Below are 18,492 nucleotides of genomic sequence, written 5' to 3' on the forward strand. Positions count from 1 at the left end.
AGCTGAGCCGAGGACTCGCCATGAACTCATCCGTGCTATCCGCCCTGCACAGCGGCCCCGGCCGCGACGCCAGCATGGGCGCGCTGCTGGTCGATGCTGGCAAGCTCAGCGCCGATGACGCCGAGCGCGTGCTGCGCACCCACGAAGACCTGGGCATCCGTTTCGGTGAGGCGGCGCTGCGCCTCGGCCTGGTGAGCGAGGACGACATCCAGCAGGCGCTGGCCCGGCAGTTCGCCTATCCCTATCTGCAGAAAGGGCAGGCCAGGCTCTCGCCCAGGCTGGTCGCCGCCTACGAACCGTTTGCGCCCCAGGTCGAGGCCTTGCGCGCGATCCGCAGCCAGCTGACGCTGCGCTGGTTCGCGCGCGGGCGGCGCGCGCTGGCGATCGCCGGCGCCGATCCGGACGATGGCGCCAGCCTGTTCGCCGCCAATCTGGCGCTGGTGTTTTCCCAGCTCGGCGAGCAGACCCTGCTGGTGGACGCCAACCTGCGCGCGCCGCGCCAGCATGAACTGTTCGGACTCCGGCCGCGCCAGGGTCTGTCCGATATGCTGGCGGGGCGGGCCGACCTGGACGCCATCCTGCGCGTGCCGTCCTTTGCCGACCTGTCGGTGTTGCCGGCCGGGACCTTGCCGCCGAATCCGCAAGAACTGCTGGCGCGGCCAGGCTTTCGCACCCTGGCGGCGCAGCTGGAGAGCCGCCACGACGTCGTGCTGCTCGACTTGCCGCCGTTTACGGCCGGCGCCGATGCCCTGGCGGTGGCGGGCCGGGCCGGCGGCGTGCTGCTGGTGGCCTGCAAGCACCGCACCCGCATCGCCGACATGGCGCGCATGGCCGGGCAGATGGTCGATGCCGGCGCCGAAGTGGTCGGTTCGGTGGTGATGGAGTTCTAGCATGGACCCGCGGCACGGCGTGCATCCCGGCCCCGGTCCTGGCCCCGGTCCTGGCCCCGACCCTGGCCGCGACCCTGGCCTGGGCGCCGGCCTGCGCCAGGCCTTGCCCGAATGGTGGCCGGTCATGCTGGGCCTGGCCCTGCTGTTCGGGCCGACGTTCCGCGACCTGTTCAGCGGCGCCTGGATCGGCGAAGAGCAGGGCCATGGACCGATCATTTTCGCCCTGTCCCTGTGGCTGATCTGGCGCAAGTGGCCCGAGGTGCGGGCGGCCAGCGCGCCGCCGCGGCCGCACTGGATCGGCTGGGCGGTGCTGGTGTTCGGCCTGGGCATCCACCTGCTGGGCCGTTCGCAAAAGATCCTGATGTTCGAGGTCGCCTCGATCCTCGCGGTGCTGGCGGCAACCGTCCTGCTCAAGCTGGGCGCGCGCGCCCTGCGCCTGCTGTGGTTCCCGTTCTTCTTCATGCTGTTCATGGTGCCCCTGCCGAGCGAGCTGGTGGCGGCGGTGACGATGCCGATGAAGATGGCCGTGTCCTGGGCCACCGAACACCTGCTGTTCGCGGCCGGCTATCCGATTTCGCGCTCCGGCGTGGTGCTGCAGATCGGCCAGTACCAGCTGCTGGTGGCCGATGCCTGCGCCGGCCTGCAGACCCTCCTGACCCTCGAGGCGCTGGGCCTGTTCTACCTGAACCTGATGCGCCATCCGTCGGCCTTTCGCAATCTGGCGCTGGCGATCCTGATCGTCCCGGTCTCGTTTACCGCGAACGTGATCCGCGTGATCGCGCTGACCCTGATCACCTATTATTTCGGTGACGCGGCCGGGCAGGGCTTCCTGCACGGCTTTGCCGGCATGGTGCTGTTCGTGACGGCGCTCCTGATGATCCTGGCGCTCGACGCGGCCCTGCAGTGGTTCATCAAGCGCCGCGAGCAGCCGCGCCATCCCGGCCACGGTTGGCCAAACCCGCCGAACTCGCCGAACTCGCCGAACTCGCCGAGTCCACTGCGCGGGGGCGCCCGATGAAACCGGCGCGCCGCCACCTGGCCGTCAGCATCGTGCTGGGCCTGGCCATGGCCGCCACCTCGGCGCTGACCGGGGCCTTGACGCCGGCGCCGCGCGCGCCGCTGCCGCACGAGCGCTTCAGCCTCGAGCAGATGATTCCGCAACGCTTCGGCGCCTGGACGGTCGACCCGGGCGTCGTGCCCCTGCAGCCCGACCCGGAGCAGCAGGGCGTGCTCGCGAAGATCTACGACCAGACCCTGTCGCGCACCTATATCGACGCCCACGGCCAGCGGGTGATGTTGTCGATCGCCTATGGCGGCGACCAGAGCAGGGCATTGCAGCTGCACCTGCCCGAGGTCTGCTACGTGGCCCAGGGCTTCGAGCTGGTCGAGGACAGCGAAGACCTGCTGCCCACCCGCCATGGCCGCTTGCCGGTCAAGCGCCTGGTGGCGCGCCTGAGCGAGCGTAACGAGCCGATCACCTACTGGATCACCATCGGCGACAAGGCGACCAAGGCCGGCATCCAGCAAAAGCTGCGCCGCCTCGCCTACGGCCTGTCGGGCGAGATCCCGGACGGCATGCTGGTGCGGGTATCGACCATCGGTTCCGACGAGCATGCCGCCTGGCGGGTGCAAGACCGTTTCGTGCTCGACCTGCTCGCGGTGCTGGCGCCGGGAGACCGCGCCCACCTGATCGGCGCCGACACCGTGCGCGCCACGGCCGACGCGTCGCGCGCCGTCGGCAGCGCGCGCCACTGACCCGGCGACGGCGCGGCGATGAACGACATCCTGCCCTATATCTATTATTCGTTGCCGTGGCTGTTCGTCATCGGACTGTCGCTCGCGGCCGTGCTGGGGATCGGTGTCGGGATGGTCTGGCCGCGTTTCCTGGTCTATCCCTATCTGCTGGTCTTTTTCTGGGTCAATTCCACCAGCTATGGCAACCTGGCCGTGTTCGCGTCACGCAGCATCTACAGCCGGGGCTCGGGCATGCTGTTCTTCGGCGTGGTGCTGTGGTATGTGCTCGGCGCCTGGCTGTGCGCCCGCATGTCCGCCAGTTTCATGAATCACTGCGTGAACGGCAGCGCAAACAACTTCGCGCCCGGCCGGCCGCGCCAGGCCGCGCCGGCCTGCAATCTGCGGCCCTGGTTCCTGGCCTGGGCCGTCCTGCTGGCCGCCCACGTCGGCGTCGGGCTGGCCACCGGGGTGCCGCTGGCCGAGTCGCTGGCGCCGTCGGGCTTCTCGAATATCGTCTGGATGGCGCCGCTCGTCTCGCTGATGCTGCTGGCCTTCCGCACCCGTGAGCAGGCGCTCGAGCTGGCGCGCTTCATCATGCTGGCGGGTCTGGCGCGCGCGCTGTTCGGCCTCGGCCGCTGGGCGGTATCGGGCGGCGACCCGAACAATGTGTATGCCAATATGAATGCGATCCAGATCCGCCTGACCTTCTTCGACATCAACGACAGCCTGCTGTGCACGCTGGCGTTCGCGATCGCCGCCGTCGCGCTGTTCCAGGCGCCATCCGGCGCGCCGACGCCGGCGCAAGGCCGGCCGTGGCGCGCGCTGGCGTGGGCCACCTTGCTTGCCACCACGCTGTGCGTCGTGCTGTCCTATCGCCGCACCGCCTGGATCGGCTTCCTGCTGGCGTTCGCAGTCGTGCTGTGGCGCTTTCCGCCCGCGCGCCGCCTGCAGCTGGGCCTGGCCGCCATGCCGCTGGCCGGCGCGGCCATGGCCTTCGTGGCGGCGCGGCGCCTGGCGCAGACGCGCGCCGCAGGCGAGGCGGGCGGGGGCGGCGGCGGGGTCGGTGGGCTGTTGTACGACATGCAGTCGCGCCGCTTCGGTCCGGAAAGCGAACGGGTGCTGGAACTCAAGCTGGCGTTCGCCGATTTCCTGGCGCACCCGCTGGCCGGCATCGGCGCCTGGGGCCGCTACCATGGCTACCAGGCCATTTCATGGCAAGGCAACCCGGACGGCGGGCTGTTCCTGCACAGCGGGGTGCTGCACATCGCGCTCAAGAGCGGCCTGCTCGGCACGGTGCTGCTGGCCGGCACCATCGTCGCCTTCGTCGTGGGCGCGCGGCGGGCGCTGCGCAGCCTGCCGCCCGAGCTGCTGGGCCTGGGCGCGGCCGGGGCGGCGGGGCTGGCGTTCATGATTCCCGACCTGCTGATCGGCACGCCGTTCCCGCAGGTGCGCACCACCCAGATGCTGGCTCTATGCCTGAGCCTGCCCTACCTGGCGCTGGCGGCCGCGCAAGAAGCGGCGCAGCGGCCGTCCTGGCAGCGGCCGGCCTGGCAGCGCGCGCCGCGGCGCCCAATGGCGCCGGCGTGATGAAGCTGCGCCTGGCCCTCAACGCCTGGTCCAACCTGCTCGGGGCGGCGGTCCCCGCGCTGGTGATGCTGGGCACGGTGCCGCTGGTGGTGCGAGGCCTGGGCGAGGCCGGCTATGGCGTGTACTCCCTGGTGACGGCCATCGTCGGCTATTTCGCGGTGATCGACATCAACCTCACGGCCGGTTCGGTCAAGTACATCGCCCAGCACCGGGCCAACGGCGACGCGCGGCAGGTCGCCGAGACCCTGTCCTTCGGCCTCGCCACCTATGTCGCCATCGGCCTGCTCGGCGCGCTGGGCATCTGGCTGAGCGCGGCCTGGCTGATCGAGGCCGTGTTCGCGGTGCCGGCGGCCTTGCGCCTCGAGGCGAGCGCGACCCTGCAACTGGCCGCGCTGGCGTTCTTGTGCGGCCAGTTGCAGATCTACCTGAACAGCGTGCCGCAGTCGCTCATGCGCTACGATATTTCGGGCCGGCTCGAGATGGCGTTCGGGACGCTGGTGCCGCTGGCCACGGTCGGCGTGCTGGCCCTGGGCGGCGGCCTGTTCGAGGTGGTCCTGCTGCGCGTGGTCGCGAGCGCCATCCACGCTCTGGTGCTGTGGCGCGCCGTCCGGCGCCTGCTGCCCGACTGGCGCTGGCGCTGGCCGGGCGCCGGCGTGCGCGCGGCCCTGCTGCGCTTCTCGGGCTGGACTTTCCTGTCGCGCTTCGCCGCGCTGTCGTACGCCCACGCCGACAAGCTGGTGATCGGGGCCCTGGTCGGCGTCGCCGGCCTCGCGTATTTCACGGTCGCCGCCACCCTGGCCAACCGCGTGCTGGGACTGAGCTTTCGCCTGTCGGCCGTGGCCTTCCCGGCCGCCAGCGCGCTCGCGGCCAGGGGCGAGCTGGCGCGCCTGGACGCGGTCTACCTCAAGGCGACGCGCTACGTGGTCTACCTGAACGCGGCGATCCTGGTGCTGCTGACCGTGTTCGCCCATCGCATCCTGGGCTACTGGATGGACGCCGCCTTCGCGCGCCACGGCGCCACCATCCTGGCGCTGATGGCCTTGTCGCAATTCGTCGATTCCCTGACCAGCCTGCCGTCTCTGGTCAACGACGGCATGGGCCACCCGCGCGTCTCGGGGCTGTTCGCCGTGGTGCGCGCGCTGGCCGGGCTGGGCATGGTCTACGCCGGCGTGGCCGGGTGGGGGATCCTTGGGGCCGCCTGGGGTCACCTGGCCACCTCGCTGCTGTTCGCCACGGCATTCCTGGTCTACGTCCATGGCCGCACCGTCCCGACCCCGCTGCGGCGCCTGCTGGTCCATGGCTATGTGCCGGGGCTGGCCGGGATCGCGCCCGTCGCCATCGCCGCCGGCGCGGCCGAGGCCCTGCTCGACGATAGCCTGGGCGCCTTCCTCGCGATCCTGGCCGCCACCGTGCTCCTGCTGGCCCTGCATGGAGCGCTGTTCGTGATCGAGCGCGGCGACCGCGACCTGGCCTGGGCCCGCCTCAAGACGCGCTGCCAGCCGGCGCGCGCCAGGGCCGGTTGAGGATGGCCGGGGCGCTGAACTCAAGTAGCGCCATGGATGTCCAACCATATGCGGTGGCGGACAGTCGACATCACCGATTCGGCACCTTCGGCGGCAGCGTGACGGTCGGGCCATGCACCGCGCCAGCGCACGGGCGTATCTCCCGCGTTTCAAGCGAAAGGGCGCTGTCAGGACGCCTTCCATGTCGCCACGATACATTCCGCCTCGAGGGCATGGCGGTCGTCCTGCCCGAGAGCTCACGTCTTTGATAGCGGGGGTGAGGCATGCGCATCCTGATGGTGTCCGAGGATCTGCCAGGCGAACAAGTGGGCGGCCTGGGCAAGCACGTGGTGACCCTGGCCAACCGCCTGCTGCAAGAGGGCCATGCGGTCGAGATCCTGGGCCGCGCCGACCGGCCCTCGGCCGACCCCGCGCGCCAGATCGGCTTCGCCGGACGCTTCCGGCCCGGTTTCGCCATCGTGCGCCCCGGCTGGAAAGAGGCGCAGCTGGGCGTCTTCAATCCGCTCAAGCGGCCCTGGTTTGCGCGCCGCATCGCGCGCGCCATCGATGCCCATGCCGCCGGCTTCGACGTGGTCCACTACCACGGCCACCTGCCGATGACGGGCCTGTACGTCCGGGACGGCATCAACTTCGTGCAGACCCGCCACGACCAGGGCAGCGAATGCCTGACCCACCTGCGCTTCGTCGACGACGCCGTGTGCGAGCGGCTGGCGCCGGGCGCGTGCACGGCGTGCAGCGCGCGCCACGCCGCCCCGAGTCCCGGCCCGGTGCGCACGGCGCTGACGGCGCTCGCCGTCAGCGGCTACCGCAGCCAGGCCGCGCGCGCCTTCGCCCGCCACAAGACAGTGTTCGTGTCCCACTTCCTGCGTCGCCGTTTCCTGCGCGCGGTGCCCGATGCCGACCTGGCGCGCAGCCGCGTGATCCACAACCTGGTCGACTATTCCTCGCTGCGCGCGCTGGCCCTGGCCGCCCCGGCGCCGCAGGCAGGAGAGGTGGTGCTGGCCGGCAGGATCGACACCGGCAAGGGGTTCGCGGAATTTCTCGACGCCGCCGCCGGCCACCTGCCGGCCCATACCCACTTGACCGTCGTCGGCGACGGTCCGCAGCGCGCGGCGCTGGAGCGGCGCCATGCCGGTCCGCAGGTGCGCTTCCTCGGCTGGCAAGACCATGCCGCCACCCTGGCCCTGGCCGCGCGCGCCCACCTGTGCGTGGTGCCGTCGTTGTGCGAGGAAGCCTGCAGCACCACGGTGCTCGAAGCGCTGGCGCTGGGCCGCGGTTGCCTGGCGCTGGCGCGCGGCGGCACGCCCGAGCTGGCCCAGTACGCCCAGTATCCGGGCCAGCTGGCGCTGGCCCGCACCATGCCGGCGCTGGTCGCACGGCTGGCGCGCCTGCTCGCGGCGGCGCCGCCGCCACGCATTGCGCCGCCGGCCGACTTCGGAACCGACGCCGCCCGCCTGCTGCCCACCTTACTGGAGCTGTATGCCGAACCAGCCGACCTTCTCGATCGTCACCTGCACCTGGAACAGCGCGGCTACGCTGGCTGACACGCTGGCTTCGGTCCAGGCCCAGACCTGCCGCGATCTCGAGCACATCTTCGTCGATGCCGGCTCGAGCGACGCCACCCTGGACATGATCGCCGCCTATCCCGGCGCCAAGCGCGTGCTGCGCGACGTGCGGGGCGGCATCGGCCACGCCATGAACCAGGGCATCGCCGCGGCGGGCGGCCGCTACGTCGCCCACCTGCACTCCGACGACTATTACGCCGGTCCGGCGGTGCTGGCCACGGTCGGGCGGCGCATCGAAGAGCTTGGCGGCATACTCGGCGACGGCGACGGCGACGGCGACGGCGACGCAGGCGGCGGCTGCCCGCCGGCCTGGGTGGTCGGCAACATCCAGGTGCTCAGGGAGGGCCGCCTGCTGCCGCCGAACGCGATGCCGCCGTTCTCCTACCGCTCCTACGCCGCCGGCCGCGCCTGGGTGCCGCACCCGGCCGTGTTCGTGCGGCGCGACGTGTTCGCCCTGGTCGGCGGCTTCGACGAGCGCCTGCGCTATGCGATGGACGTCGACCTGTGGCTGCGGCTGGGGGCGCTCAGCCGGCCGGAGCTGGTCGATGCGGTGCTGGCCGTATTTCGCGACCATGCCGGCAGCGTCTCGTCGCGCAACCGGATCGCGGCGCGGCGCGAGGAGTTCGCCGTGCGCCGGCGCCATGCGGACAAGGCGCCGCTGTCGTTCGGCATCTATTGCCTGCGCTACCTGAAGCGCATGCATGCCTTGCGCCGTCTGCAACGCAGCGCGGATGGCCAGGCGCAAAGCTAGCGCATGCTCCCAGTTATCGCACAGTCTTTCCACATCGAGCACGACAGTTACTGGACAGAACATCCTGTTCACCAAATGTTAAATCTGTCGTGTTGGATTCGTGCGAATGCAGGGCGCGAAAGCAAATAAACCTCTTGTTTCCTTGGGGAAGTTGATTTTGTTCAAAAAAACCTGCGGTAACATTGTTCCCGTCAAGCAAGCGTCGCCCGACGCCTGCAGCAGGTATCGATCCAGCGCCCGATCGCGGCGCGATCCCTGAACAATTCTCGTTCTCTCGGAGCTTCAGCATGAATTTTCACCGGAAAGGTCTGGTCCACGCGTTGGCGCTGGCGTCGCTCTTCGTATGCATGAGCGCGCGCGCGGACTGGGCCCAGTCCCCCGATCCCCTGGTCGTCCAACCCAGCCCGGACCTGAACCAGGTCCAGGCCCAGAATCCGCCCGGATTCACCTGGGGCTCGCCACGCCAACGGCCCCGCCGCCTACGAGCTCGAGATCACGCCGAGCGGCGGTGCGCCGAGCAAGGTCGTCACCGAGCGCAACTGGTACCTGCCGCCGAAGGCCCTGGCCCTGGGCAAGTACACCTGGCGCGTGCGTCCGGTCGGCAGCGACGACTGGTCGACGCCGCGCGCCTTCTCGATCACCAGCAGGTCGAACCTGTTCGAGGTGCCGGACAATGCCACGCTGCGCGCGCGCATCACGGCCAAGGCGCGTCCGCGCGCGCTGCCGTCGTCGTTTACACCGTATGCCAGCTGGAACAGCGCCAAGCGCGCCGAACTCGACCCCTACGTCAGCCGCATGATGAACGAGATCAAGCTGCAGATCAACGCGGTGCCGGCGCTGAGCGATGCGCGCTGGCCGATCGTGATCAGCTCGCCGCTGACGGCCGCCATGGCCAGCCAGCAGACCGACATCCGCCAGCGCATCAACGAAGCCAGCCGCCAGCTCGAGGCCGCGGCCGTGATGTGGCGCATGAAGGGCGACCGCCTGTTCCTCGACGAAGCGCTGCGCCGCGGCGACCAGATGGCCGCCCTCGACCCGAAAGGGCCGACCAGCTACGCCAACCAGGACCAGGCCACGCGCCAGATCTCGGTTTCGCTGATCAAGGCGGTCGACATCCTGGCCGCCGACCTGGACGCGCCGCGCCGCGCGCGCTGGCTGAACACGGTCAGGATCCGCGCCGAGGAAATCTACGGCAACCTGGCCGGCGACAATGGCCGCCTCGACCAGTATCCCTTCGATTCGCACGGCAACACGAGCCTGATCTTCCTGTCGCTGATCTCGACGCTGGCGCTGGGCGACATTCCCGAGGCGCAGAAGTGGTTCGACTTCTCGTTCCGCGCCTATGCCAACTCGCCGTCGCCCTGGAGCGGCGAGGAGGGCGGCTACGCCAACGGCACCGCCTATGCCGAATATGCGGCTGGCTACCTGGTCGCGCTGTGGGATCCGATGTCGCAGGCGTCCGGCGTGAATTTCTATGCCAAGCCCTGGGCCCAGGGCCTGCTCGACTTCGCCACCCAGTTCACGCCGCCGGGCTCGCGCGTGCACGCCTTCGGCGACGGCTCCGAGACCAAGCCCGACACCCGTGTCTGGCATGCCTTCGGCTCGCGCATGGTGTCGCCGCGCGCGGCCTGGTACGTGGCCAGCCTGGGCGGCACCGAGGATACGCTGAGCCTGCTGCAAGCGCCGTACCCGATGCCGATCAAGGGCACCGTGACCAAGACGCCGCCGACCAACTCGGCCTATTATCCGAGCATCGGCTGGGCCTCGATGCACACCGACATCGGCTCCAGCAGCCGCACCTCGCTGTACTTCAAGTCCAGCCCCTACGGTTCGTTCAACCACAGCCATGGCGACCAGAACGGCATCCTGCTGTCCAGCGCGGGCCAGCCGCTGCTGGTCAAGGCCGGCTGGTATGACTGGTACGGTTCGCCTTACTGGAGCGACTGGTATCACCAGACCCGCTCGCAGAATGCGATCACCTTCGACGGCGGCAAGGGCCAGCTGGTGACGGGCTACCGCGAACAGCTGCAGCGCAACGGCAAGATCACCGGCTTCGCCGCCCAGCCCGCCTATGATTTCGTCGAGGGCGACGCCACCGCCTCTTATGGCGGCCAGCTGACCATGGCCAAGCGCCAGGTCTGGCACCTGCGCAATGCCGGCAATGCGATCCTGGTGCGCGACCGCCTGGCCAGCACGATCGCCCGCACCTACGAGTGGAATATCCACACTCCGGTCATCATGACGGTGGAGAATGCGCAGAACGTCAAGGTGTCGGCCGGCGGCCAGTCGCTGTGCCTGCGCTCGCTCAACGCGGACGCCAGCTTCGCCAAGTGGATCGGGCCGGGCGCCAAGGTTAACGTGATCGAGGACCATGGCGCCTTCTACCTCAAGAACGACGGCAAGTCGACCGCCGAGTTCCTGGTGCTGCTCGACGTCGGCTGCAAGAAGCCGCCGGTCAGCATCGCCACCTCGGGCACGGTGCGCACCGTGACCGTCGCCGGCCAGAGCGTGACCTTGAATTAATAGCCTGGCGCCTAGGTGGCGCGCTCGATTCATGCGCGATGCTAGTCTGGCGCGCATGAGTGGAGCCGCGCTCGCCGATGAAACAGGTGTTCCTGATCTGTGCGCACAAAGACATGGACCAGCTCAACAGGCTGATCGGGCAATTGTGCGATCCCGATTTCCTGGTCTATGTGCACCTGGACGGCAAGAGCGCGCTCGACCCGGCGCGACTGCATCCGCATGCCCGCCTCGTGCGCGAGCGGGTCGCCGTGCGCTGGGGCGACGTGTCCCAGGTCGAGTCCACGCTGGCATCGATGCGCCAGATCCTGCCTGAAGCCCCGGATTTCGACAAGCTCATCCTCATGTCGGCCCAGGACTTCCCGCTGTTGCCGAATCCATTGTTGAAAGCCGAGCTGGCAAGGATGCGCGGTTACGAGCTGATTGAGACCGCGCCGATTGCGGCCCATGGCTGGCGCGTGATGCACCGTTACGCCTATTTCCATCGCGACGGCGGCATGCTGGCCGAACGACTGGCCTGCGCCGCCGCCAACCGCGGCCTGCGCCTGCTGCGGCGCACCCGGCATTTGCCAGACGGATTGGTCCCCTACGGCGGCTCGTGCTGGTGGACCCTGTCACGCGACTGTGCGCGCGCGCTGCTGCGCCTTGCCGACGCACATCCTCGCCTGCTGCGTTTTTGCCGCAGCGTGCAGTCGCCCGACGAGCTGTTCTTCCAGACGCTGGTGATGCGTTCGGAGTTCGCCGATCGTGTGTTGCCGCATAATTTTCGCTACATCGCGTGGCCGGAAGGCGGCGCCTGCCATCCGAAGGTGCTCGACGAAGGCGACTTCGAGCGCGTCAAGGCTTCCGGCGCCCACTTCTGCCGCAAACTGGACAGTCACGCCAGCGCCGCCTTGCTCCCACGCCTGCTGGCATGGAAGCAAGACCGGCTGGCGTGACGCTGTTGGTCAGAAAGTGATCTTGATCTCGCGCGCGCTGAAGGTCGCTTCGCCGTGGTACACGGCTTCGATATTGTTACCGTCGGGATCGATCACGAAGGCGCCGTAATAGCCCGGATGATAGGGCCGTTCGCCCGGCGCGCCATTGTCCTTGCCGCCGGCCGCCAGCGCCGCACGGTAGAAGGCGTCGACCATGGCGCGGTCGCGCGCCTGGAAAGCCAGGTGATGGCGGCCGGTCAACTGGCCCTGGGCCGCTTCGCTGTCCGCCGTCGAGACGAACAACTCGTCGGCCCAGAAATAATCAATGCCCGAGCCGGCCAGCGGGATGCCCAGCACATCGAACACGGCCGTATAGAACGTGCGTGAAGCGGGCAGGTCGCGCACCACCAGCTGGATGTGGTCGATCAGGCGTCCGCGATAGATCTCCATCGTTTCCATCAGGTTCTCCTCGTGAAGGTTGGCTGCGCTGCCGATTATACGAAAAGCGCAACGGCATGCCGCGTCTTTACGCAGGCGCCAACGGCCGAGCGTGGCGACACGGATCTTGCATGGATGGCATGATTTACCGGAAATCGAACCGGACAAAGGATGGAGGAATGCAAGTGTGGTGGACACAAAGCTGGCTGACAATACAGCGTGAATTTTCCGACCTGGGCAATGCCGAAGACGTGACCGTCATCGTGGTGCGCCTGCTGGTGGCCGCCCTGGTGGGCGGAATGCTGGGTTACGAGCGCGAAACGGTCGGCGCCTCGGCCGGCCTGCGCACGCATATGCTGGTCTCGGTCGGCTCGGCCTTGTTCGTGCTGATCCCGCTGCAGGCCGGGATGGAGGTGTCGGACCTGTCGCGCGTGCTGCAGGGCGTCACCGCCGGCATCGGCTTCCTGGGCGCCGGCGCCATCCTCAAGCAGAAGGAACAGAACGACATCCGCGGCCTGACCACCGCCGCCAGCGTCTGGATGACGGCCGCCATCGGCGTGGCCGCCGGCATGGGCCGCGAAGCCACGGCCATCCTCAGCGCGCTGTTCGGCCTGGTGATCCTGTCCATCCTGCGCGCGCCGGCCAAGAAGGCGGGCGAATACGGCAAGGACGACCGCGACGCCGGACGCTAGCGCGCAAGTCTGCGATAGCTGAAACGTTTGCGTCGGGCGCCGGTCTAGTATCGTAGGTCCCACCCATCGATACGAGGCGCCATGCGCAAGCCGTGTTCCATCGCTTTCATCGTGCGCGACCCCTTGCCGCCGGTGCGCGCCGACCTGCTGACCCTGTTCGGCGCCGAGATGCCGCGCCATGGCGTCGATAGCGAGCTGGTCGGCCAGTCCGGCGGCGCCGGCCCGCCGGAGTGGGGCGGCGGCGGCATGCACGCCGTGGGCAGCCTGGGCAGCCGCTACGCCAGCGTGCTGGCGCCCGCCTGGGACCTGCTGGGCCTGGCGCGCGCCTGGCGCCGCCGCCGGCCGGACGGCATCCAGGTGCGCGACAAGATCGCGTCCGGCCTGCTGGGCCGCCTGGCCGCCGCCGCGCTCGGCGTGCCCTTCCTGTACTGGATGTCGTTCCCGATCGTCGAAGGCTTCGAGGCGCGGCGCGACGAGATCGCACGCCGCGGCCGCGGGCCGCGCTGGCTGGCGCATGCGGCGCGCGCCGCGGCCTCGCGCTGGCTGCTGTATCGGCTGGTGCTGCCGGGCGCGCGCCATGTGTTCGTGCAGAGCGACGCCATGGCCGACTGGCTGGCAGGCAAGGGATTCGCGCGCACGCGCATGACTGCGGTGCCGATGGGCGTCGATCTCACGCTGTGTGCGCGCGCGCGGGTCGCGCCCAGCCTCGATCCGCGCCTGGACGGGCGGCGGGTGCTGCTCTACCTGGGCCGGGTCGCGCAGGCGCGCGGCTCCGGCTTCCTGCTCGACGTCGTCGAGCAGCTCGCCCTTGATGTGCCCGATATCCTGCTGGTGATCGCCGGCGACGCCCCCTCGGGCGACGAAATGGCCTGGATGCGCGCCGAGATCGCGCGCCGCAAGCTGGAACGGCTCGTGCTGCTGACCGGCTGGCTGCCGCGCCAAGCGGCGCTCGGCTATGCGGTGCGGGCCGAGGTCGGCCTGTCGCCGATCCCGCGCGGCGTCCTGTACGACGTTTCTTCGCCGACCAAGCTGGTCGAGTACCTGGCGCTGGGCATCCCCGGCGTGGCCAACGACATCCCGGACCAGGCCCGGGTGCTGGCCGAGAGCGGGGCCGGGCTGTGCGTGCCGATGGAGGCGCCGGCCTTCGCCGGCGCCGTGCGCCGCTTGCTGCACGAACCCGGCCTGGCCGCCGCCTGTCGCGCGCGCGGACCAGGCTGGGTCAGGGCACACCGCAGCTACGCGATCCTGGGGCGGGTGGTGGCCGAGGCCTATGCCGGCATCCTGGCCGGGCGGGGCGCCTGATGGATGCGCGCACGCTCGCGCTGGCGTTCAGGTCGCTCGGCCGCCTGCTGGCGCGCGGCCTGCCGGCGCGGCTGCTGGTGCTGCCTTCTCTCATGCGCAACGAGCGGTCCGGGGCCATTCTCAACGCCTACGTGGCGCGGCGCGCGCGCCGCCTCGGCGTGGAAGTGCCGCCGGACGCGACCCGGCTGCACGCGGTGCCGCCCGGCGCCTTCCTGCTCGCCAAGCCGGCCCTGCGCCAGGACCCCGCGCGCCACCTGCGGCCGCGCCGCTTCGGCTCGCTGCTGCGCAACACGATCCGCACCAGCGGCACTTCCGGTTCACCGCTCACCCTGGTACAGTCGCTCGGCGCCGTGATCCGCGAAGAAGCCTTCATCCAGCGCCAGCTGCGCTGGATCGGCTGGCGCCCGGGGCAGCGGCGCGCCTGGATCCGCGGCGACCTCGTGTGCGACGAGCATCCCCATGACGGGCGCTACTGGCGGCGCGACCCGGTCGGCAGGCTGCTCGTGATGTCGTCCTATCACTTGTCCAACGCGACCATCGGCGCCTATGTGGCGGCGCTGGAAGCCTACGATCCGGTGGTGATCCACGCCTATCCATCGTCGGTCGAGGCCATCGCCCACTGGCTGGAGGCGGCCGGGCGCCGCTATGCGGGCCGGGCCCTGCGCGGCGTGATGACCTCGTCCGAGACCCTGGAGCCGGACGTGCGCGCGGCCGTCATGCGCGCCTTCGGCGTCGTCGTGTACGACTGGTATGGGCAGGCCGAGCGGGTCGCCGCCATCGGCACCTGCGAGCACGGTCGCTACCACCTGCTGAGCGACTACGGCGGCGTGGAACTGCTGGCGCTGCCCGACGGCAGCAGCGAACTCGTCGGCACCAGCCTGAACAACGCCGCGATGCCGCTCGCGCGCTACCGTACCGGCGATACCGTGCGCGTGGGCAAGGCGGATCCTTGCCCCTGCGGGCGTGTGTTTCCGACGCTCGATGCCGTGATCGGACGCCAGGAGCGCATCCTCACCTTGCCCGACGGCCGCATGGTGGCGCGCCTCGACCGCGTGTTCCAGGGCAGCGGCCTGCGCCTGCTCGAGGGCCAGGTGCGCTACCACGGCCAGGCCCGCTTCACCCTGCGGGTCGTCGCGGCCGACGGTTTCGGCAGCGGCGACGAAGCCGCCCTGCGCGAACAATTCCTGCAGCGAGTGCCCGGCGTGCAGGTGGCGGTGGAGCGGGTCGAGGCGATTCCACGCGGCGCCAACGGCAAGTTCGAGTTCATCGCCGTCGACGGTTGAATCGTGCGCGAGATTCGACAAGTTGCCATGTATGATCGTAAATATTGTCCCTTTCATAAGTGCATGAACCTCATGATCAGGATTGCGACACATTTCTCAAAGGCGCCTGCATGAACGTGGCGTCCCCACGCGTGTTGATGGTTGGAACCGCGCTGGGGGGCAGGGGAGGCATCGCAAGCATGGTCGAGGTGCTGCGCATCGACGGCCTGTTCGAGCGCGAGGGCATCGCCTACGTCGCGACCCACGCCGAGGGCCGCCGCCTGCATAAGCTCGGCAGCGCGCTGCGCGGCCTGTGGCGCACCGGGCAGGCCTGCCTCGGCGCCGGGCGCAAGCCGGCCATCGTCCATGTGCACGCCGGATCGCATGCCAGTTTCCTGCGCAAGTCGCTGGTGCTGCTCATGGCGCGCAGGGGCGGTGCGCGCACCGTGTTCCACCTGCATGGCGGCGGCTTTCGGCGCTACGCGCTGGTGGAGGCCGGACCGTTGCTGCGGCGCTGGATCCGGCACACCCTGGAAGCAAGCTCGCGCGTGATCGCGCTGTCGCCCGCCTGGGCCGCCTGCGTGCGCGAATGCGCGCCGCGCGCGCGGGTCGAGGTGCTTGCCAATCCGGTGCGCCTGACGGCGCCGGCGGCGCCTGGACAGGCCGAAGCCGGCCGTATCCTGTTCCTGGGCCGCCTCGACCCGGCCAAGGGCGTGGACGAACTGCTGCAAGCCTGCGCCGCCCTGGCCGCGCGCCACCCGGGGCTGCATCTGGTGCTGGGCGGCAGCGGCGACCTGGACTGGGTGCGGCGCCGCGCCGCCGAACTCGGCGTCGCCAACCGGGTCGAGACGCCGGGCTGGCTGGACGCCGCTGCGCGCGATGCGCAGCTGGCGCGCGCCTGGCTGTTCTGCCTGCCGTCCCATGCCGAAGGCTTGCCGATGTCGGTGCTCGAGGCGATGGCGGCGGGGGCGCCGGTGGTGGCCACCCGGGTCGGCGGCATCCCCGAAGCGCTGGCCGACGGCGCGCGCGGCCTGCTGGTCGCGCCGCGCGACGCGGCGGCGCTGGCCTGCGCCATCGGACGCCTGCTGGACGACGCGCGATTGCGCGCGCGGCTGGCGTGCGCGGCGCGCGCCGCCGTCGAGCGACACTACGCGGCCGGCGTGGTGTGCGCCAGACTGTCCGCGCTGTACGCGCAATTGCTGGAAGAGAACGCGATAAGCGCGCAATGAGGCGCGATGAAAGAACGGTGAGGGAAAATCGATGAACGCAACAGTACGCATGGCGTGGCTGGTCAACCGGCTGCGCTGCATGTCGGTGCCGGAACTGGCTTACCGGCTGCGCCAGGCGGCGACGATCCGCCTGGCGCGCCGCTCGGTCGGCCGCGCCGCGCCGCCGCCGCTGCCGCGCACCCTGAGCCTGGGCGTGCGCGGCGCGCCGGCGCTCGAGCGGGCCGAGGTCGAGGCGCTGCTGCTCGACGCCGAGCGCATCGAGGCGGGCCACGTGGTGCTGTTCGCAGAACGCCGCTTCGACGTCGGCGTGCCGACCGCCTGGAACCGCGATCCAGAGACCGGCGTCGTCGCGCCGTCGCTGTACCGCGGCGACATCGCCATCGGCGACCGCGAACTGGTGGGCGACATCAAGCACGTGTGGGAACTGAACCGCCACCTGCACCTGGTGACGCTGGCCCAGGCCTGGGCCCTGACGGGCGAGGCGCGCTGGCTGGACGCGCTGGCGCACAACCTGCGCAGCTGGTTCGAAGCCTGTCCGCCGCTCACGGGACCCAACTGGACCAGCTCGATGGAGCTCGGCATCCGCCTCGTCAACTGGAGCCTGATCTGGCAACTGGTGGGCGGCGAACACAGCGCCCTGTTCGAAGGCGATGGCGGGCAGCGCCTGCGTGCCGACTGGCTGGACAGCATCCACGCCCACTGCCGCACCATTGCGCGCCACCCGTCGCGCCATTCCTCGGCCAACAACCACCTGATCGCCGAAATGGCCGGCCTGTATGCCGGCGCCGTCACCTGGCCGTGCTGGAAGGAATCGAAGGACTGGGAAGCCCAGGCGCATCGCGAACTGGAGCACGAGGCCCAGGCCCAGTTCTCGCGCGACGGCGTCAACCGCGAGCAGGCGTTTGCCTATCATATGTTTTCCTGTGAATGCCTGTTCGTGGCCGGACTGCTGGGTCAGGCGCACGGCCAGGCGCGCGGCCAAGCGCGCAGCCGCCCTTTCTCGCGCGCCTACTGGACCGTGCTGCAGCGCGCGCTGCGCTTCCTGCGCTCGGTGCGCGACGTCGACGGCGGCCTGCCGATGGTCGGCGATGCCGACGACGGCTGCGTGTTCCGCCTGCACGCCGGCACCGGGCGGCCGGGCCCGGACCGCGCCGCGCAACTGCTGGCGCTGGGCGACACCGTGTTCGGCGGCCAGCCCGACCACCACCCGGGCGTGCGCTGGCTGCTGCACGCGCTGCCGGGCGGGCGGCCCGACTGCGATCCGCACGAAGTCGAGTCCGGATGGTCCTTCCCCGACGGCGGCTACCTGCTGTTCGGCAACCACTTCGGCGAGGTGAACGAGATCAAAGGCGTGCTCGACTGCGGCCCGCTGGGCTATCTCGGCATCGCCGCCCATGGGCACGCCGATGCGCTGGCCCTGAGCCTGTCGGTGGCGGGCGAAGCCTGCCTGGTCGATTCCGGCACCTACTCGTACTGGCAAGACCAGAAATGGCGCGATTACTTCCGCGGCACCTCGAGCCACAACACCGTGCGCGTCGACGGCCTCGACCAGTCGGCATCGGGCGGGCGCTTCATGTGGCTGCGCAAGGCGCGCGCCAGCATCGAGCGCATGCCGGCCTCGCCCCAGGAATTCGACTTCCGCGGTTCGCACGACGGCTATGCGCGCCTGCCGGACCCGGTGCTGCACCTGCGCAGCGTGCGCTTCGACGGCGCCAGCAATACCCTGACCGTGCGCGACGAGGTTGCCGCCAGGAAGCACCACAAGGTCGAGGCCTTCTGGCACTTCGCACCCGGCCTGGACGTGCGCCTGACCAGCCACGGCCTGTCGGTGCGCGGCAAGCGTTTCGTGCTGCAGATGCAGGCCAGCGGCGAAGACCTGCACCTCGAGCTGGTGCGCGGCGCCGAGAATCCGCCGCTGGGCTGGTATTCGGCCGCCTATGAATCGAAAACGCCGTGCGAAGTGCTGCGCATCACGACCGTATCGTCCGCCGTTCCCATCGAATGCAGGTTTACAATCACCTTTGTCGATGATAAATAATTAATGTCAAGAAACGTCACGCACCGGACCGGAGGCACGCATGA

General features: G+C 69.9%; 16 protein-coding genes. 14 read left to right on the top strand and 2 right to left on the bottom strand.

What is annotated here, in order from left to right:
* Nucleotides 1-20 precede the first annotated feature (20 nt).
* From epsG to ABIB42_RS00725, 7 genes are all read left to right on the top strand, one after another.
* Nucleotides 21-890, top strand: coding sequence for a chain length determinant protein tyrosine kinase EpsG (gene epsG, locus ABIB42_RS00695; RefSeq protein ID WP_219863123.1), 870 nt, complete (start codon nt 21-23; stop codon nt 888-890).
* A 1-nt stretch (nt 891) separates the two neighbouring features.
* Nucleotides 892-1,908, top strand: coding sequence for an exosortase B (gene xrtB / locus ABIB42_RS00700; RefSeq protein WP_219863124.1), 1,017 nt, complete (start codon nt 892-894; stop codon nt 1,906-1,908).
* Nucleotides 1,905-2,645, top strand: coding sequence for an exosortase-associated protein EpsI, B-type (gene epsI, locus ABIB42_RS00705; protein WP_005669163.1), 741 nt, complete (start codon nt 1,905-1,907; stop codon nt 2,643-2,645). The genes xrtB and epsI overlap by 4 nt, the downstream gene beginning before the upstream one ends.
* 18 nt (nt 2,646-2,663) lie before the next feature.
* Nucleotides 2,664-4,211: an O-antigen ligase family protein gene (locus tag ABIB42_RS00710; protein ID WP_219863126.1), complete on the top strand. Its 1,548-nt coding sequence runs from the start codon at nt 2,664-2,666 to the stop codon at nt 4,209-4,211.
* A complete protein-coding gene (locus tag ABIB42_RS00715) occupies nt 4,097-5,734 on the top strand; it encodes an oligosaccharide flippase family protein (RefSeq protein ID WP_229409863.1) in 1,638 nt (545 codons plus the stop codon). The genes ABIB42_RS00710 and ABIB42_RS00715 overlap by 115 nt, the downstream gene beginning before the upstream one ends.
* A gap of 263 nt (nt 5,735-5,997) precedes the next feature.
* Complete coding sequence (locus ABIB42_RS00720; RefSeq protein WP_184234542.1) at nt 5,998-7,278, top strand: glycosyltransferase family 4 protein; 1,281 nt, start codon at nt 5,998-6,000, stop codon at nt 7,276-7,278.
* Nucleotides 7,214-8,050: a glycosyltransferase family 2 protein gene (locus ABIB42_RS00725; RefSeq protein WP_219863128.1), complete on the top strand. Its 837-nt coding sequence runs from the start codon at nt 7,214-7,216 to the stop codon at nt 8,048-8,050. The genes ABIB42_RS00720 and ABIB42_RS00725 overlap by 65 nt, the downstream gene beginning before the upstream one ends.
* A gap of 479 nt (nt 8,051-8,529) precedes the next feature.
* On the opposite strand, the gene ABIB42_RS00730 is transcribed toward ABIB42_RS00725, so the two are convergent.
* Nucleotides 8,530-8,730, bottom strand: coding sequence for a hypothetical protein (locus tag ABIB42_RS00730; protein WP_429247758.1), 201 nt, complete (start codon nt 8,728-8,730; stop codon nt 8,530-8,532).
* Here ABIB42_RS00730 and ABIB42_RS00735 point away from each other — a divergent pair.
* Together ABIB42_RS00735 and ABIB42_RS00740 are read left to right on the top strand one after the other, a co-directional pair.
* Nucleotides 8,639-10,573: a heparinase II/III domain-containing protein gene (locus tag ABIB42_RS00735; protein WP_429247713.1), complete on the top strand. Its 1,935-nt coding sequence runs from the start codon at nt 8,639-8,641 to the stop codon at nt 10,571-10,573. The genes ABIB42_RS00730 and ABIB42_RS00735 overlap by 92 nt on opposite strands.
* Before the next feature lie 77 nt (nt 10,574-10,650).
* Nucleotides 10,651-11,508 (top strand): beta-1,6-N-acetylglucosaminyltransferase, encoded by an 858-nt coding sequence (locus ABIB42_RS00740; protein ID WP_005669173.1) that lies wholly within the window; start codon nt 10,651-10,653, stop codon nt 11,506-11,508.
* Nucleotides 11,509-11,517: 9 nt separating this feature from the next.
* Here the strand turns inward: ABIB42_RS00740 and ABIB42_RS00745 are convergent, their stop codons facing one another.
* Nucleotides 11,518-11,946 (bottom strand): VOC family protein, encoded by a 429-nt coding sequence (locus ABIB42_RS00745; protein ID WP_184234530.1) that lies wholly within the window; start codon nt 11,944-11,946, stop codon nt 11,518-11,520.
* Between the two features lie 158 nt (nt 11,947-12,104).
* Here ABIB42_RS00745 and ABIB42_RS00750 point away from each other — a divergent pair, with 158 nt between their 5' ends.
* The 5 genes from ABIB42_RS00750 to ABIB42_RS00770 all read left to right on the top strand — a co-directional run bounded on the left by ABIB42_RS00750 (nt 12,105) and on the right by ABIB42_RS00770 (nt 18,448).
* A complete protein-coding gene (locus ABIB42_RS00750; protein WP_005669177.1) occupies nt 12,105-12,617 on the top strand; it encodes an MgtC/SapB family protein in 513 nt (170 codons plus the stop codon).
* Nucleotides 12,618-12,698: 81 nt separating this feature from the next.
* The gene (locus ABIB42_RS00755; protein WP_005669180.1) at nt 12,699-13,919 is read left to right on the top strand and encodes a glycosyltransferase; all 1,221 of its coding nucleotides are present in this window, start codon (nt 12,699-12,701) and stop codon (nt 13,917-13,919) included.
* Nucleotides 13,919-15,202 (top strand): phenylacetate--CoA ligase family protein, encoded by a 1,284-nt coding sequence (locus tag ABIB42_RS00760; RefSeq protein WP_005669183.1) that lies wholly within the window; start codon nt 13,919-13,921, stop codon nt 15,200-15,202. Before ABIB42_RS00755 ends, ABIB42_RS00760 begins: the two co-directional genes overlap by 1 nt.
* A gap of 110 nt (nt 15,203-15,312) precedes the next feature.
* Nucleotides 15,313-16,410 carry a glycosyltransferase family 4 protein gene (locus ABIB42_RS00765; RefSeq protein ID WP_429247714.1) on the top strand — a complete coding sequence of 366 codons (1,098 nt, stop codon included), beginning with the start codon at nt 15,313-15,315 and terminating at the stop codon, nt 16,408-16,410.
* A gap of 31 nt (nt 16,411-16,441) precedes the next feature.
* Nucleotides 16,442-18,448: a heparinase II/III family protein gene (locus ABIB42_RS00770; RefSeq protein ID WP_005669189.1), complete on the top strand. Its 2,007-nt coding sequence runs from the start codon at nt 16,442-16,444 to the stop codon at nt 18,446-18,448.
* The last annotated feature ends 44 nt before the right edge of the window (nt 18,449-18,492 follow it).

Source organism: Massilia sp. UYP32, assembly GCF_050434365.1.
Taxonomy (GTDB): domain Bacteria; phylum Pseudomonadota; class Gammaproteobacteria; order Burkholderiales; family Burkholderiaceae_D; genus Telluria; species Telluria timonae.